Raw genomic sequence first — 15,683 nt, 5'->3', positions numbered from 1 at the left:
CCGCGTAGCGGTAGCCTGGGAGGTGTGGATGAAACGTGTCGTCTTCGGGCTCGTTGTAGCCTTGATGTCGTCGGTATTTTCGTCGTCCGCCCGCGCGGATGGCGCGGCTCCGGCACTGCCGCCATTCGAGAAGGTGCTGGAGCGGGCCGAAGACGGCGATGTCCAGGCGCAGGTCGATCTCGGGATGCGCTACCAAACCGGCGAGGGCGTTGGGCGCGACTTCCTGAAGGCGATCGGCTGGTACCGGAAGGCGGCCGAGAGCGGCGATGCGAAGGCGCAATTCCATCTCGGCACCATCTATTTCAACGGCGGCGAAGGCGTGAAGCAGAACTACGAGGAGGCCGGACGATGGTTTCGGTTCTCCGCCGAGCAGCGCGTTCCGGAGGCTCAATATAGTCTCGGGGTGATCTACGAACAGGGGCTGGGCGTCGCCAAGGACGATGCGCAGGCCTTCGCCTATTACCGGTTGGCGGCCGAACAAGGCTATGCGGCGGCCCAGTTCAACTTGGGCTTTCTGTACCAGCAGGGGCGCGGTACGCCGCGCGACCCGACCGCAGCGTTTGAGTGGTATCGGAAAGCATCGGAGCAAGGCCTGGTTGCTGCCATGCACAATCTGGCGATCGCCTATTTTCAGGGCAGCGGCACGCTGAAGAATGACGCGGAGGCCTACCGATGGACGTCGCGAGCCGCGGTCGCCGGGGAGGCGCGTGCCCAGTACAATCTCGGCTTCATGTACGAGAAAGGTGTCGGCGTGGAACGCAACATGGCCGAAGCGCTGCGCTGGTACCTGCGTTCCGCCGAGCAGGGATACGTCGATGGGCAAGCGAATGCCGGCCGGCTCTATTTCAACAGCGAGGCGGGGCGGATCGACGCCCAGGAGGGACTTCGCTGGCTTCGCCCGGTTGCGAACGCCGGCCACAAGGACGCGCAAAATTTGCTCTGCGGCGTTTACGTGCGCGCCTTCGGCGTCGGACGCGATGATCGAGAGGCGGTGAACTGGTGCCGCAAGGCGGCCGACCAGGGCATGGTTGCGGCGCAGGTGGACCTCGCCACCTTCTACATGCTCGGCCGCGGCGTCGAAAAGGATCCGGCGGCAGCGTTTGACCTCTATCTGAAGGCGGCAAAGCAGGGAGATGCCAAAGCCCAGTTGAACGTCGGCCTCATGTATCTGAAGGGAGCCGGCACGGGAGAAAACTACGCGGAAGCGCACCACTGGTTTCTGACGCTGGCTGATCGCGGCGATCCCCGCGGCCAGTTCAACCTGGCGGTGATGTATGCAGGCGGCCTGGGCCTTGAGAAGAACCTCAGGGAAGCGGCACGGCTTTATGAGCTCGCGGCCAATCAGGGCTACGCCCTGGCGCAGTTCAATCTCGGCGTGGCCTATCTCAATGCCATCGGCGTGGAACGAGACGCTGCGGCTGCCGCCAGATGGTTCCGTAAGGCCGCCGAGCAGGGAAATGCCGACGCGCAACTCAATCTCGGTATTGCCTATGCCAGGGGAAATGGCGTGGAGCAGAATCTGGCATCGGCCGCCGAATGGTATGCCAGGGCAGCGAAACAAGGGATGCAGAAGGCGCAGCAGTTGCTCGACGGGCTGCCGCAGGAGTATCGCGACGCCAGGAAGCCTTGACTGCCGGTCTCTCGCCCGTGCCTCTTGGTCAGGATGCGGCGTCTTTCCTTTCGAGACCTGTGACCTTTTCGACGAAGTCGGCGATCGCGTTCGTGTCATCGAGGTCGAAGACAGGCAGTTCGCTATCGGAAACCGGGTGATCGGCGGCGATCGCGCAGATATACGAATCGGTGGGGGCCAGAGGCTCGCGGTTTGCCGATTCCAGCCGGCGGGCCTCGATCTTCGGGATCGGTTCCCGCTTGTAGCCCTCGACGAGCACCAGATCGCAAGGGGCGAGCCGCGCAAGGATGTCCTCGAAGCTCGGCTCCGGCGCACCGCGCAATTCGTGCATGATCGCAAAGCGCGTGCCGGAGACGATGGTCACCTCATGGGCGCCGGCCTGGCGGTGGCGGTAGCTGTCGGCGCCCACCTTGTCGATGTCGAAGTCATGGTGCGCGTGCTTGACGGTGGAAACCACATAACCGCGCTGCGTCAGTTCGCTGACGAGCCGCACCATCAGGCCGGTCTTGCCGGAGTTCTTCCAGCCGGCGATGCCGAAGATCTTCATGGCGCTCATGCGTTGCTATCCTCGAAGAAGCTCAACCATTCCCGCGCCTCAGCGAGATCCTCAGGCGTGTTGATGTTGAAGAAGGGATCGAATGCACCTTTCGATGTCATCATGACAGGAAAATCGACCGTTACCGAGGCATGGCGTTCGATGAAGGCACGGACACGGCGTTTCGGGTCGTTCGTCAGCCAGTTCTCCAGATCGTCAGCGAGCGAGACCGGCCAGAGTGCGAACAGCGGATGCATCTGGCCGACAGATGCCGCTACGGCGATCTGCTGACCTTGGGTCAAGGCGCCGGCCAGCTGCGCGACGAGATCATCGGGAAAGAAGGGCGTGTCGGTCGGAACGGCCACGACGTGGGTTGCTTCCGGCGTGGTCGCCGCCGTGTGACGCATGGCCGTCAGCACGCCGGCAAGCGGGCCGAGAAAACCTGGAACCGTGTCGGCAATGACGGGGATATCGCCGACAATCGCGTCCGCTGGTTCGGCGTTGAGGTTGACGACGATGCTCGTGACCTGCGGTCGAAGCCGTTCGACGATGCGCGAAAGCATCCCTTGGCCGCCGAGTTGAAGGTCGGACTTCGGGCTTCCCATGCGGCGCGACAATCCACCGGCGAGGATGACCGCTGGTCGCGGCGCGCTGATTAACGATGAGTGTCTTATCTCCGCCATCGGGATGCTCCTATTCGAGCGGGCCGGTCAGCGAGCGCTGGGCGACAGCTTTCCTGCCGCGCCGCGTCTCGCGATAGAAGGTGTAGAGACCGGAGCCGATGATGACCGCGACGCCGACCAGCATCCAGCTATCCGGCACTTCCGCAAAGAAGAAGATGCCGATGGCGATCGACCAGATAAGGCTGGTGTAGCGGAAGGGGGCGATGACCGAGATGTCGCCGGCGCGCATCGCCAGCACGATCGTCTGGTAACCGAGCATCAGCAGGATGCTCGCGGCGGCGATGTGGCTGAGCGTCGTCGCCGACATCGGCTGCCAGCCGCCCATTGGCTGGATGAGCACGGCGCCGACGAAGGTGGTGACGAGGGAGGTCGATACGGTGATGTAAAGCGACGGCACCTCATGGCCGATGCGGCGGGTGCAGAGATCGCGCGTTGCCGTCACGAACACGCAGGCGACGACGGTCAGCGCCGCCGGAGTGAAGCCCTCGGGGCCGGGTCTGAGCACGATCAGCACGCCGATGAAGCCGGCGATGATCGCCGTCCAGCGCCGCCAGCCGACCGGCTCGCCGAGGAAGAGCGCGGCGCCGAGCGTTACGGCCAGGGGCAGGGCCTGCATGATCGCCGAGGCGTTGGCAAGCGGGATCTGGCCGAGGGCGGAAATATAGGTGACCGAGGCCAGCGCCTCCATGGCGATGCGCAGCAGGATCACCGGCTTCATGAGGGTGCCGAGCGGCCGGAAGGCACGAAACTGCCAGGCGGCGAGCACGACCATCGCGGTCGTCAGCAACCCGCGCACGAAGATGATTTGCCCCACATTCATCGCGCCGGTGACCGATTTGACGAGCGCGTCGTTGCAGGAGAACGTGACCATCGCCAGGCACATGAACAGAATGCCGCGGAAATTGGTGGAGGCTTGCATGCTTGCTGTCCTGCGGCGCCGGCGAGAGGGTTGCTGCCGACGGATGGGGAGGCGAATCCACGGGATGGGATCGCCCAATGTTTAAGCATTGGCCGCGGTCTTGTGCAAACGGCTTCGCATACGCCGGCCGTTTTTCTTTCAGGACAAGTAGAACGGTCGAAACGGCCGCGGCTGAACGCGAGCTTATTCGCGGAATCTTAAGTTTCGCTGCCTATCGTCGCCACAATTCCGCATCCATTCGCATGACGCGATCGGCGGGGTGGCGCCGCAGTAAACCTTGCAGGATGGCCATTCCAGGGATGTCTGCCGAGGCTTGGGAGAGCCTGCGGCAATCGTCCCATCGGTGTTCCCACCAAGAAAAGCCGCCGCGCGGGCCTGCTTCCCATAAGAATATTCAGGGGTGCGCAATGTCTTTCATCGATCGCCTGCTGCAACGCTTGCGGATCGTCACCAAGGTTCTGCTTTTCGTGGTTCCGCTGGTGGCGCTGATCGCCGGTATTGGTCTCATTGGCTTCTTCACTGCCCGCACGCTCAACGGCCACATGACCGTGACGCGCGAAACCATCAACAATCTCTCGGATTTCCAGGCGCTGCGCAGCGCGCTGCAGGCCTTCTCGGATGCGCCGAGCGAGGAAACGAAAGCAGCACTCGCGGTTGAGATCGACGAGCAGGAAAGCGGCGTGAAGGCGCTCGATAGCCTGCTGACGCGCGAGCAGGACAAGGCGGAGATCGCGTCCGTTCTGGCGCTGGGGGAGGCGATGCGCGGCCAGGCGGAAAAGCTCTGGGCGACCAAGCTCGAACGGGATCAGGTGACGGCATCCTTGCAAGCGGCGCTCGCCGACATGACCGAACAGGGCAACGGCGCCTATAAGCAGATCGATTTCATCCGCAAAGAATCCGGCGAGAAGGAAGCCTTTGCCAAGGCGCTTCTGTTCGACGCTGCCGCCTATCAGGGCCTCGCTGAGCGCATCAAGAAGTTCCGCCTGCCGGTAACGATGGCCGTCAATCCCGATGCCAAGATCGACCAGGCCGGCAAGCTGCTGCCGCATCTCCTGAAGCAGATCGACGAGGCGGAAAAGATTGCCTCGGAAAAGGTGCAGGGACCGATCGCCGAAGTGAAGGATCAGGCGCTCAAGGTTCAGGCGATCCTTGCCGGCGCCGAGGACAGCGAGGCGAAGAAGAACGCGCTGGTACCGATTCTCGGCAAGTTCTCCAAGTATGAAGCGGACTTCGCCAAGGAGGCCGCGAAGAATTCCGACACGGCCGCCAAGCGCTTCGTCGGCATGGACGCCGAAATCTCGCAGCTCAAGACCCTGATCACGCTGATGGGCGACACCTTCAAGGGGCTCGACAGCACGCGGCTGCATATCAGCGAGCTGCATCGCAAGCTCGATGCGGCCGGCCGCGAGCCGGTCATGGCCGACATCGAGGCGGTTCGCGGAACGGCGGCCAAGCTCGGCGAACTCGGTGGCAAGAACGCAGCTCTCCGTGACCTGCCGGTCAAGCTCGGCCCCTCGCTCGACGACATCGCCAAGGACACCGCAGCGCTGATCGACGTCGGCAGCCGCTGGCACGCGGCGAAGGCGGAGGCTTCGGCGCTCGTCGCTGCCGCCAGCACCACGCTCGAAAGCTTCGTCAGCAGCGCACAGGAAGCCGGCAAGGTCGACAGCCAGCGTTCGGCCGACGTTTCGATCGTCGCCATGATCGCCGGCACGCTGCTTGCGATCATCGGCGGCCTGATGCTGGTCGAAACGCTGCGTGGTCCGCTGAAGCGGGTGACCGAAACGATGACGCGGCTTGCCAGCGGCGATCTCGATGTCGCCATCGAAGGCCGCAACCGCGGCGACGAAATCGGCGATATGGTGCGCTCCGTTGCCGTGTTCCGCGACAATGCCGTCGAAAACGTGCGGCTGGGGCGCGAGGCGGAAGCGGCACGCGCGCTTTCGGCCGAGGAGGAAGCGCGCCGCGCCGCGGAGCGTGCCCGGGTCGAGGCCGAGCAGATGCAGGCGCTGAATGCGCTCTCGGACGTTCTGGCGGCGCTTGCCGACGGCAATCTCGAGGAAGGCATGGCCGAGGATCTGCCGGCCGACTACGTGATCATGGCCCGCACCTACAACAACGCGGTCGAGGCGCTGCGGGCGACGCTTGCCGACGTGCGTGTCGTTACCGGCGAGATCACCGGCGGCACCGGCAACCTTGCGTCGTCGGCCGACGACCTGGCGCGCCGCACCGAGCAGCAGGCGGCAGCGCTCGAGGAAAGCTCGCGGGCGCTTCGGCAATTGACGGAGATCGTTCGTGCGACGGCGGAAAGCGCGCGCAAGACGACTGTCTCCGTCGGCGAGACCAATACCTATGCCAAGCACTCCGGCCAGGTGGTGGCCAAGGCGATCGATGCGATGGCGGAGATCAACCGCTCGTCGGAAAAGATCGGCACGATCATCGGCGTTATCGACGAGATCGCCTTCCAGACCAACCTTCTGGCGCTGAATGCCGGCGTCGAGGCGGCGCGGGCGGGCGAGGCGGGCCGCGGCTTTGCCGTCGTGGCGCAGGAAGTGCGCGAGCTTGCCCAGCGTTGCGCCGGTGCGGCGCGCGAGATCAAGGGGCTGATCTCGGAGAGCTCGGCACAGGTGAGAAGCGGCGTGGCTCTGGTGCAGGAAACGGGCGATGCGCTCACCGTCATCACCAGCCACATCACCACGATCCACGAGCTCGTCAGCAACATCGAGGCCTCGGCCGCCGACCAGTATACCGGCCTCAACGAGGTGAATTCGGCCGTGCACGAGGTGGAACTGATCACCCAGCAGAATGCCGCGATGGTCGAGGAAAACACCGCCGAGATCCACGGGCTGCGCCGGCAGGTGGAAATGCTCAACGAGAAGATCGAGCGCTTCCGCACCGGTACGGACGACATCGGTGGGCAGGCGCAGGGCCGTCGCAGCTACGCGGCTTAGGTTTTGGCTCGGGCTTGGGTGCGACGATCAATCTTTGAAGGCGACGTCGTGCGGATCAGCCCGTCTCCTCGGGTTTAACCCGAGGACTAACCCTCTCCCCGCAGGCGGGGCTAGGGGACGTGCCCAGCGCGCGGACTTCACCTGCAATCGCCGCTGCGCGACCACATACGCACTCTCCGATGTGACGCTGCAAGGGAGTGAGGCGGTGCCTCGTATATCCTTCTCTCCGCTTGGCGGGGAGAAGGTGCCGGCAGGCGGATGAGGGACGCCTGCCGGCTGTCATTTCCAGGAAGTTCTGAAAGCTCAGCCGCCGGTGACGCTCATGTGGCGGGCGACGGCGGGGCGGTTGTGCTCCCGGTCGATGATGAAGTCGTGGCCCTTTGGCTTGCGGCCGATCGCTTCGTCGATCACCTGGCTCAAATAGGCATCGTCGTCGGAGGCGCGGAGCGCCGTGCGCAGGTCGGCGGCGTCGTTCTGGCCGAGGCACATGTAGAGCGTGCCGGTGCAGGTGAGGCGGACGCGGTTGCAGCTTTCGCAGAAGTTATGCGTCATCGGCGTGATCAGGCCGAGCCGTCCGCCGGTTTCGGCGACTTCGACGTAACGGGCCGGGCCGCCGGTGCGATAGGGAATGTCGGAGAACGTGAATTGCTCTTCCAGTTGCCGGCGCATCTCGGAGAGCGGCATGTAATGGTCGGTGCGGTCTTCTTCGACCTCGCCCATCGGCATGGTTTCGATCAGCGTCAGGTCCATGCCGCGGCCGTGGGCCCAGCGCATCAAGTCGGGGATCTCCGCGTCATTGAAGCCTTTCAGCGCCACCGCATTGATCTTGACCTTGAGGCCAGCCGCCTGGGCCGCATCGATGCCTTCCATCACCTTGGCGAGATCGCCCCAGCGGGTGATATGGTGGAATTTCGCGGGATCCAGCGTGTCGAGCGAGACGTTGATGCGCTTGACGCCGCAATCGACGAGCTCGGTTGCATATTTCGCAAGCTGCGAGCCGTTCGTGGTCAAGGTCAGTTCGTCGAGCCGACCGGCCTCGATCTCCTTGCCGAGCTCGCGCACCAGAAACATGATGTTCTTGCGCACCAGCGGTTCGCCGCCGGTGAGCCGAAGCTTGCGCACGCCCTTGGCGATGAAGGCGGAACAGAGCCGGTGCAATTCTTCGAGCGTCAGAAGATCCTTCTTCGGCAGGAAGGTCATGTGCTCCGCCATGCAATAGGTGCAGCGGAAATCGCAGCGATCGGTGACGGACACGCGCAGATAGGTGATCGCTCGACCAAAGGGGTCGATCATCGGAGCGGTTTGCTGCTCGATCGGCATGGCGCCGATTCTGTCTATCGTGGCTGTGTTCAAGCGTCTTTCTCCCAGCCCTTTCAATGTCGTTGCTGAGAATGGTCGCGTCAAGGCGCATACTGTCGCAAAGTGTTGATCGGAAGAGCAGGGTAATTCACGCGGCAACGCGGTGCGTCACTTTATCCCTGGGCCGGAATCGGTTTGAAGATGAAATAGATGGCGAAACAAGGCACTGCCTTTTGCAGCCCAGAAACAGGAGCAGGCAATATGAGTGAAATCTGGCCGACGGAACTGCGTGTCTCCAAGGATCGCCATCGGCTCGTCATCACCTTCAACGATGGCACATCCTTCGATCTCTCGGCGGAGATGCTGCGGGTGCTTTCGCCGTCCGCCGAAGTGCAAGGACACGGCCCCGGGCAGCGGGTGACGGTGCCCGGCAAGCGCAACGTGCAGATCATTTCCGTGCAGCCGACCGGCAATTATGCGGTCCGCATCGGTTTCGACGATTTCCACGACACCGGCATCTTCACCTGGAGCTATCTGCGTGAACTCGGCGAGAGGGGCGAGGAGCTGTTCGCCGCTTACGAACAGGAACTCGTCGACAAAGGCATGTCGCGTGACAAGGCGGAGAAACCGCGCTGACCATTACAGCGCCGCGCGTCTTATCAGACGCGCAAAGGTCGCTGCAGCACTTTGATTTGCTGCATGTCTTGGTCCTTGATCGGTTCCGATTCAAGGAAACATGCTGCGGGTAGGTCAGGCCAGCTCGCCTTCTTCCTTGAGTAGAATGCCGATCAGCCGCTCCATGGACTGGGCGACGATCATGCATTCCTCGATCGGTGCGCCCACCATCGACTTCTCGATCAGCGCCGTGTGGATTTCCATGGCCGCCTCGGTCAGCGTGCGCCCCTCCGGCGTCAGCGACAGCCGCAGCACCCGTTTGTCCTTCTCGTCACCGCGGCGCAGGATCAGCCCGCGCTTCTCCAGTTGCGGCAGCAGCATGCTCATGTTGGAACGGCCGACCAGCAGCTTGCGGGCCAGCTCCTGCTGCGAGATGCCATCGAACCGATAGAGATTGATCAGGATGTCGAGATGCGGCGGCTTGATGTCGAGATGGGCGATCTCGCGCGTCAACGTCTGCTGCATGAGCTGGCAGGCGCGCGCCACGGCGATCCAGCTACGGAAGCGGGGATGATCCCAGGGAAAATGGTGTTCGTTCGTCACTTGATTTTTGTTCAACGTTGTACAATTATGTTCAGCATTGAACATAACAAGAGATTCCCACTATGGCATCCTTTGCGATCAAGGTCATCCGCCACGCGCTGAAAGGCGTGGCAGCGCTCTCGCCGGAGGCCGCCGGCAGCCTGGCTTTCAAGCTTTTCAGCATCACACCCGGGCGAAAGCCGAAAAACGCCAAGGAAAAGGCGGCACTTGCCGCGGCAGAGCCGGTGATCGGCAAGGCAAGGCCGGTGACGCTCTCCTATGCCGGCGGCTGGGTACTGGCGCGGCAGTTCGCGGCGCCGCATGGGGCGGCAAACGCCAAGCGCATCCTGCTCGTGCACGGCTGGGGATCGCGGAGCGACTACCTCGCCGCGATGATCGATGGCCTGGTCAAAGGCGGCGCCGAGGTGGTGACGCTCGACTGGCCGGGGCATGGCGGCTCGCCGGGACGGACGCTCACCATGCCCGCGGCGGTCAGGGCGATCGATGCCGCCTGGCGGCATTTCGGCAATTTCGACGTCTGCGTCGGTCATTCCTTCGGCGGCGCAAGCCTTGCCTGTGCGGCGGGCAGCATCGTCTGTGACGTCCGCAGCCATGTGGCGAAGAAGCTGGTGCTGATCGGCGCGCCGAGCGAGATGACCTGGCTTTTCAAGGGATTCGGGAAGGTTCTTCGCCTGGCGCCGAAGACGCAGGCTGCCTTCGAAGGTGTCGTCGAGCGTCTCTCCGGTCGGCGGCTCGAGGAATTCGACGCCGCGCGGATCATCGGCGTCCTGGCCGTGCCGACGCTGATCATCCACGCCGAGGACGACAAGGAGGTCGCGGCCGACCATGCGCGCCGCTATGCAGCCGCAGGGCCGAATGTCGAGCTCCATTGGGCAAACGGCCTCGGCCATCGCCGCATCGTTTCGGCCGCCAACGTGATCGCGCGGATCAACGCCTTCATACACGCGGAAGATCAAAAAGCAGCCGCCTGACACTTTTTCGTTGCTGCCGTCATCAGACTGTCATGCTATCGGTCGAAGGGTCGCTTTGGCGAGATCTTTCGGTATTGGAGGACGGCATGTCGGTCATCACCTCGGTCGAGGAACTCAACGCCCTCTATGGCGGTGTCAGCGAAGCTTCGGTGGCCAAGGTCACCAGGACGTTGACGGCGGAGTATCGGCTCATGATCGAGGCTTCGCCCTTCTGCGCACTCGCAACCGCCGGGCCGGAGGGGCTCGATTGTTCGCCCCGTGGTGACGACGCTGGCGTGGTTCGGATCGCCGACGACAAGACGGTGCTGCTTCCCGACTGGCGCGGCAACAATCGGGTCGATTCGCTTGCCAATATCGTGCGCGATCCGCGCGTGGCGCTGATGTTCCTGATTCCCGGATCGAACACGACGATGCGCATCAACGGTACGGCCGTCGTCAGCATCGATCCGGCGCTTACCGATAGCTTCGCGGTTGACGGCAAACACCCGCGCAGCGTCATCGTCGTGACCATCGGCGAAGTCTATTTCCAATGTGCGCGCGCGGTGATGCGGGCGCAGCTCTGGAACCCCGACCGTTTCCTCGATCCGGTAACGCTGCCGACGCCCGGCACGCTGCTGAAGGCTGCCAAGGCGGATTTCGACCGCGAAACCTATGACCGCGAATGGCCGGAGCGCGCCGCCAAGACCATGTGGTAGGCTGCCGTCCGGGCTGACCTGTACGGTCGCCCATCAGCGAGACGCGTGGGTGGAGGCGAGGGTGCGGCAGCAAGGTCTGACAGGTGCATCTGCCATCCTGTTCGCGCTCGCTCTCTTGGCCGACAGGGCGACGGCTGCCGAGCCCACGCTTTCGGAGAAACTGCGCCTGCTGGCTGCAGCCTATCCCGGAGCAATCGAGCGGATCGACGCCAATACCCTGATCCTCAGCGATGGCGGGCCGCCGCTTGAGATCGACGACGGCAGGAAGAAGAGCCACGCCGAAAAGCTGGCCGCGGCCGATGTCGAGGACAGCCTGTCGCAAATTTATCCGCTGGGTGCCTGCGCGAAACTACCGGCCGTCGATTTCGAACCTGGACGCATCCGCAGCGAGGCGCTCCTGAAACGGCTCTATGGCGGCACGGCCAAGGCAGTGAGCCAGGATCTCGTCACCGTCGATTGGTTCGGCGAGCGGCTGCGGGTCACGCGGAAGCACGGCGCCGCAGACGCACTGAAAGCGGCCGCCGCGGACCTCTCGCGGCATGCCGGCCTGAAGCGCTATCTCAGCCCAAGCGCCGGCACCTTCAACTGGCGGCCGATTGCCGGCGCCGCGACGCTTTCGGTCCATAGCTTCGGTGCGGCGATCGACCTCAACACGGAGTTTGCCGACTACTGGCGCTGGGCCGGGAAGGCGAGTGGCGGCGCGCTGCGATATCGCAACCGCTATCCGCTCGATATCGTCGAGATTTTCGAGCGTCACGGCTTCATCTGGGGTGGTCGATGGTATCATTTCGACACGATGCATTTCGAGTACCGGCCGGAGCTGATTGCGATCGCGCGGGACGCGGGGGCTGATGCCTGCGGCCGCTAACCGGTGAGGTTTTCGCCACAAGCTCAATCGCGAACGATGACCGTGGCGCCGATCTCGACGCTGGCATAGAGGTGTTCGACATCCTCGTTGGCCATGCGAATGCAGCCGGATGACATCGCCTTGCCGATCGACGATGGCTGGTTCGTGCCGTGAATGCGGTAGATGGTGGAGCCGAGATACATGGCGCGCGCGCCGAGCGGGTTGTCGATGCCGCCCTTCATGCTGGCTGGCAGGATCTTGCCCTTCTTCGCCTCGCGGGCGCGCATTTTTTCCGGCGGTGTCCAGGTCGGCCATTCTGCCTTGCGGCTGACCGTGTTGGTGCCAGTCCAAAGGAAACCGCTGCGGCCGACACTCACGGCATATTTGACCGCAACGCCGCCACCCAGGACGTGGTACAGACGGCGCTCGGAATTGTCGACGATGATCGTGCCCGGGGCCGCTGCTTCGTTGAAGGCAACCAGTTCGCGCGGGATCGGCGACTGGCTGATGTCGCGGCGCGCGGCTTTCGACTTCGCACCGCCCTTTGACAAGATCTGGAGCGAACTCGTCTTGGCGGCGGCGCTGTCGAGCGAGGCGACGGTGATCGGCGCGTCGTCCGCGGCCTTCGCCGACGTGGTGGCGCCTGCAAGGAAGCTGGTGGCGATCAGCGCTGCGAGAATGGTCTTCATGGTGGTTCCCCTCGGTTGCGGGAACCGCCCGCGCCTGTCCTCGTGCGGTTGTTCCCCGTTGAGGAGAGTTCTAGCGGTTGTGGCGAAAGGCGGGTGTTTCCAAAGGAACGCGGCTCTCAAACGCAAATGGCGCCGGGACGGGCGCCATTTGTGAGTGCAGGACCAGGATAAGGATTAGCGCCGGTAGATCAGCCAGTTGCGGCCGGATTCCTTGCGCATGCCATCCTCGAAGAGAACGGTCTTGTTGCGCCCGCCATTCTTGGCCGAATAGAGCGCGATATCCGCCTTGTTGTAGAGATCGACAGGGTCTTCGGCCGCCGTCGCCATGCAGACGCCGACGGAAAGCGTGATCGGGCCGTAATTGACACCGGTCTTCGAGTTCCGGAAGGGCGTTGCCGCAAGCACGGTGCGGATGCGATCGGCGATCTGCAGGCATTCTTCCTGGGTACTGTCGCCGAGGATGATGGCGAACTCCTCGCCGCCGGTGCGGGCCACGAAGGCCTCGCGGCGCAGGTTGGCGCGAAGCACCCCGCCGACGGTCGCGAGGATCTTGTCGCCGACCGGATGGCCGAAGGTGTCGTTGACTTTCTTGAAATGGTCGATGTCGGCAACGAGCAGGCCGGTGAAGTTCTTGAGATGCTCGCTGTTGTAGACCGCGGCCAGATTGTCGTCGAAGGCGCGGCGGTTGGCGAGGCGCGTCAGCGAATCCGTGTTGGCGATGCGCTTGTACTCGTCGAGCTCCTGCCGGATGACCTCCATCTCGAAGGACTTCTGCACGACCGTCTGCACACGCTCCTTGCCCTGGCTCATCGTCTCGGCCGTCGCTTCGGTCAGGATGCCGATCGCATGGCGCAGGATATCAGCGCTGGAAGCGCTCTTGCTGATGATGTTGACATAGGCCTGGTCGAGAACCTTGTTGTAGTTCTCGAGCGCGTATTGCTCATCCTTCAGCAGGGTGACCAGTTCGGCAAGCTTGGCTGCGAGCGTGGTGTGGGCGCGCTCGATGCCGGTCGGGCGGTGGATATGGCTGAAATATTGCGCGCCGATCGCGTCCAGCTCTTCCTGGGTCGCGCGGCTGCCGAGGGCCGCAAGCTCCTTCGAGAGCTGCGGGTTGGAGCCGAGATAGGCTTCGTAATAGAGCTCGTAGTTGCGGGGGATAGGCGCGACACCCATCATGCGCATGGCATGGGTCACTTGCGCTGCGATATCGGGCGTTTGAGCTTTGCCCGAGTTTGCCGTTTGCATGTGCAAATCCCCTAATATTAATCACTGCTTATGGGTTATGATTTTTAGGGGCAAATGATTTGCGAAGTCTTAATATTTGCCGCCTCCGCGCACCGCCGTTCGATCGATTGCGGCCGTTTCGCCGACCTATCCCTTGCGTTTGCGGCTTGTAGCCACGGCGCCGGTGAGGCGCCGTGGTGTGTCAAAATGGATCAGGCCGGGCTGATCATCGTCTCCGGGCGCACGATCGCGTCGAACTCTTCGTTCGTCACGTAGCCGCCGCCGACGGCCTCTTCGCGCAGCGTCGTGCCGTTCTTGTGCGCGGTCTTGGCGATCTTGGCGGCGTTGTCGTAGCCGATCTTCGGGGCAAGCGCGGTGACGAGCATCAGCGAGCGGTCGAGCGCCGCCTTGATGTTGTCTTCGCGTGCCTCGATGCCGACAACGCAATTGTCGGTAAAGGATACGGCCGCATCGGCGAGCAGTTGCACCGACTGCAGGAAGTTGTAGGCCATCAGCGGGTTGAAGACGTTGAGCTCGAAATGGCCCTGGCTGCCGGCGAAGGTCAGCGCCGCGTGGTTGCCGAAGACCTGGACGCAGACCTGGGTCAGCGCCTCGCACTGGGTCGGGTTGACCTTGCCGGGCATGATCGACGAGCCCGGCTCGTTTTCCGGCAGCGACAGTTCGCCGAGACCGGAGCGCGGGCCGGAGCCGAGGAAGCGGATGTCGTTGGCGATCTTGAAGAGGGCTGCGGCAGTCGCGTTGATCGCGCCATGGCTGAAGACCATGGAATCATGGGCAGCGAGTGCTTCGAACTTGTTCGGCGCCGAGGTGAAGGCGATGCCGGTGATCTTGGCGATCTCTTCGGCGACCTTCTCCGCAAAGCCGACGGGCGCGTTGAGGCCGGTACCGACGGCCGTGCCGCCCTGGGCGAGTTCGCAAAGGCCCGGGAGCGTCATCTCGATGCGCTTGATCGAGGAAGCGACCTGGGCGGCGTAGCCGGAGAATTCCTGGCCGAGCGTCAGCGGGGTCGCGTCCTGGGTGTGGGTGCGGCCGATCTTGATGATATGGTCGAAGGCCTTGACCTTGGCTTCGAGCGCCTGGTGCAGGTGCTTCAGCGCCGGCAGCAGGTCATGGATCACCCGTTCCGCGCAGGCGATGTGCATCGCCGTTGGATAGGTGTCGTTCGACGACTGGCTCATGTTGACATGGTCGTTTGGATGAACCGGCTTCTTCGAGCCCATGACGCCGCCGAGCAGTTCGATCGCCCGGTTCGAAATCACCTCGTTGGCATTCATGTTCGACTGGGTGCCCGAGCCGGTCTGCCAGACAACGAGTGGGAAGTGGTCGTTGAGCTTGCCGTCGATCACTTCCTGCGATGCCTTGACGATGGCATCGGCGATGCTCGAATCCAGACGGCCGAGCGCCTGGTTGGTGCGGGCGGCAGCCTGCTTGACGATGCCGAGCGCCCGGACGATCGAGGCCGGCTGCTTTTCCCAACCGATCTTGAAATTGCCGAGCGAGCGCTGGGCCTGAGCGCCCCAATAGCGGTCGCTTGCCACTTCGATGGGGCCGAACGTATCTGTTTCCGTGCGCGTCGATGTCATCGTGATACCTGCCTTGATCATGCGGTTCATGAAGCCTGGGCGAGGGGGGCCGCGCGGCGGATCTCCCCAGGTGCCGGGCCTCTCTCTGCCCCGCCTGCCGAAGCTTGTAAAGGGGCGGGGCGCGGCTTGCCATGCTACAATCGTTTGAAACGTTGCAGTGCAACAAGGCAGCCCCGCGGCGAGCGTGATTCGCGCGCTTCCGGCCCGCTGGCGCCGTTGTGATGTTTCGGTCACAGGCGCGGTGTTCTTTTCGGGCGACGATCGGCCATTGCGGCCGGCCCATGTCCTCCTGCTGAAATAAAATCCATGTGGATCAAACTTTTATCCCCCTTCGAACGTTATGGAATCGAGGCGTTTGCTGGAAGGAAGAAGGAGGATCCAGGTCGATGTTCGCAGGCGCGTTTCCTTTTCATTCACC

Annotated in this window: 14 protein-coding genes; 6 read left to right on the top strand and 8 right to left on the bottom strand. The window is 63.3% G+C overall.

From position 1 onward, the window contains the following. Window positions 1-28: 28 nt before the first annotated feature. A complete protein-coding gene (locus ACQ5BM_RS21675; protein WP_429815721.1) occupies window positions 29-1,630 on the top strand; it encodes a tetratricopeptide repeat protein in 1,602 nt (533 codons plus the stop codon). A 28-nt stretch (window positions 1,631-1,658) separates the two neighbouring features. On the opposite strand, the gene mobB is transcribed toward ACQ5BM_RS21675, so the two are convergent. From mobB to ACQ5BM_RS21660, 3 genes are read right to left on the bottom strand one after another with little or no spacing between them, the layout of a single operon-like run. After that, the gene (gene mobB, locus ACQ5BM_RS21670) at window positions 1,659-2,186 is read right to left on the bottom strand and encodes a molybdopterin-guanine dinucleotide biosynthesis protein B (RefSeq protein WP_429815718.1); all 528 of its coding nucleotides are present in this window, start codon (window positions 2,184-2,186) and stop codon (window positions 1,659-1,661) included. After that, window positions 2,183-2,848, bottom strand: coding sequence for a molybdenum cofactor guanylyltransferase MobA (mobA, locus tag ACQ5BM_RS21665; protein WP_429815715.1), 666 nt, complete (start codon window positions 2,846-2,848; stop codon window positions 2,183-2,185). Before mobA ends, mobB begins: the two co-directional genes overlap by 4 nt. Before the next feature lie 10 nt (window positions 2,849-2,858). After that, window positions 2,859-3,767, bottom strand: coding sequence for a DMT family transporter (locus ACQ5BM_RS21660; protein WP_429815713.1), 909 nt, complete (start codon window positions 3,765-3,767; stop codon window positions 2,859-2,861). A gap of 407 nt (window positions 3,768-4,174) precedes the next feature. Between ACQ5BM_RS21660 and ACQ5BM_RS21655 the strand changes: the two genes are divergently transcribed. Then, window positions 4,175-6,718 (top strand): methyl-accepting chemotaxis protein, encoded by a 2,544-nt coding sequence (locus ACQ5BM_RS21655; protein ID WP_429815711.1) that lies wholly within the window; start codon window positions 4,175-4,177, stop codon window positions 6,716-6,718. 303 nt (window positions 6,719-7,021) lie between these two features. Here ACQ5BM_RS21655 and moaA read toward each other — a convergent pair whose 3' ends face one another. Next, entirely contained in the window at window positions 7,022-8,071 is a 1,050-nt protein-coding gene (gene moaA, locus ACQ5BM_RS21650; protein ID WP_429815708.1) for a GTP 3',8-cyclase MoaA, read from the bottom strand. Window positions 8,072-8,278: 207 nt separating this feature from the next. Between moaA and ACQ5BM_RS21645 the strand changes: the two genes are divergently transcribed. Next, window positions 8,279-8,653, top strand: a complete 375-nt coding sequence (locus ACQ5BM_RS21645) for a gamma-butyrobetaine hydroxylase-like domain-containing protein (RefSeq protein WP_429815705.1) — start codon at window positions 8,279-8,281, stop codon at window positions 8,651-8,653. A 114-nt stretch (window positions 8,654-8,767) separates the two neighbouring features. On the opposite strand, the gene ACQ5BM_RS21640 is transcribed toward ACQ5BM_RS21645, so the two are convergent. Next, on the bottom strand, window positions 8,768-9,250 hold the full coding sequence (locus ACQ5BM_RS21640; RefSeq protein WP_429815702.1) for a MarR family winged helix-turn-helix transcriptional regulator: 483 nt from the start codon (window positions 9,248-9,250) through the stop codon (window positions 8,768-8,770). Window positions 9,251-9,297: 47 nt separating this feature from the next. Between ACQ5BM_RS21640 and ACQ5BM_RS21635 the strand changes: the two genes are divergently transcribed. The 3 genes from ACQ5BM_RS21635 to ACQ5BM_RS21625 all read left to right on the top strand — a co-directional run bounded on the left by ACQ5BM_RS21635 (window position 9,298) and on the right by ACQ5BM_RS21625 (window position 11,769). Beyond that, entirely contained in the window at window positions 9,298-10,206 is a 909-nt protein-coding gene (locus tag ACQ5BM_RS21635; protein ID WP_429815699.1) for an alpha/beta fold hydrolase, read from the top strand. Window positions 10,207-10,292: 86 nt separating this feature from the next. Next, entirely contained in the window at window positions 10,293-10,901 is a 609-nt protein-coding gene (locus ACQ5BM_RS21630; protein ID WP_429815696.1) for a pyridoxamine 5'-phosphate oxidase family protein, read from the top strand. 61 nt (window positions 10,902-10,962) lie between these two features. Further along, the gene (locus ACQ5BM_RS21625; RefSeq protein ID WP_429815693.1) at window positions 10,963-11,769 is read left to right on the top strand and encodes a M15 family metallopeptidase; all 807 of its coding nucleotides are present in this window, start codon (window positions 10,963-10,965) and stop codon (window positions 11,767-11,769) included. A gap of 23 nt (window positions 11,770-11,792) precedes the next feature. Here ACQ5BM_RS21625 and ACQ5BM_RS21620 read toward each other — a convergent pair whose 3' ends face one another. From ACQ5BM_RS21620 to fumC, 3 genes are all read right to left on the bottom strand, one after another. Next, window positions 11,793-12,437: a L,D-transpeptidase gene (locus ACQ5BM_RS21620; RefSeq protein WP_429815691.1), complete on the bottom strand. Its 645-nt coding sequence runs from the start codon at window positions 12,435-12,437 to the stop codon at window positions 11,793-11,795. A gap of 174 nt (window positions 12,438-12,611) precedes the next feature. Continuing rightward, complete coding sequence (locus tag ACQ5BM_RS21615; protein ID WP_429815688.1) at window positions 12,612-13,682, bottom strand: GGDEF domain-containing protein; 1,071 nt, start codon at window positions 13,680-13,682, stop codon at window positions 12,612-12,614. A gap of 191 nt (window positions 13,683-13,873) precedes the next feature. Beyond that, window positions 13,874-15,265: a class II fumarate hydratase gene (gene fumC, locus ACQ5BM_RS21610; RefSeq protein WP_429815685.1), complete on the bottom strand. Its 1,392-nt coding sequence runs from the start codon at window positions 15,263-15,265 to the stop codon at window positions 13,874-13,876. Window positions 15,266-15,683 lie beyond the last annotated feature (418 nt).

It is taken from the genome of Ensifer sp. B1-9 (assembly GCF_050474445.1).
GTDB lineage: Bacteria > Pseudomonadota > Alphaproteobacteria > Rhizobiales > Rhizobiaceae > Ensifer.
The sequence above is the reverse complement of the archived record's forward strand: the minus strand, read 5'-3'. Positions and strand labels throughout refer to the sequence as shown.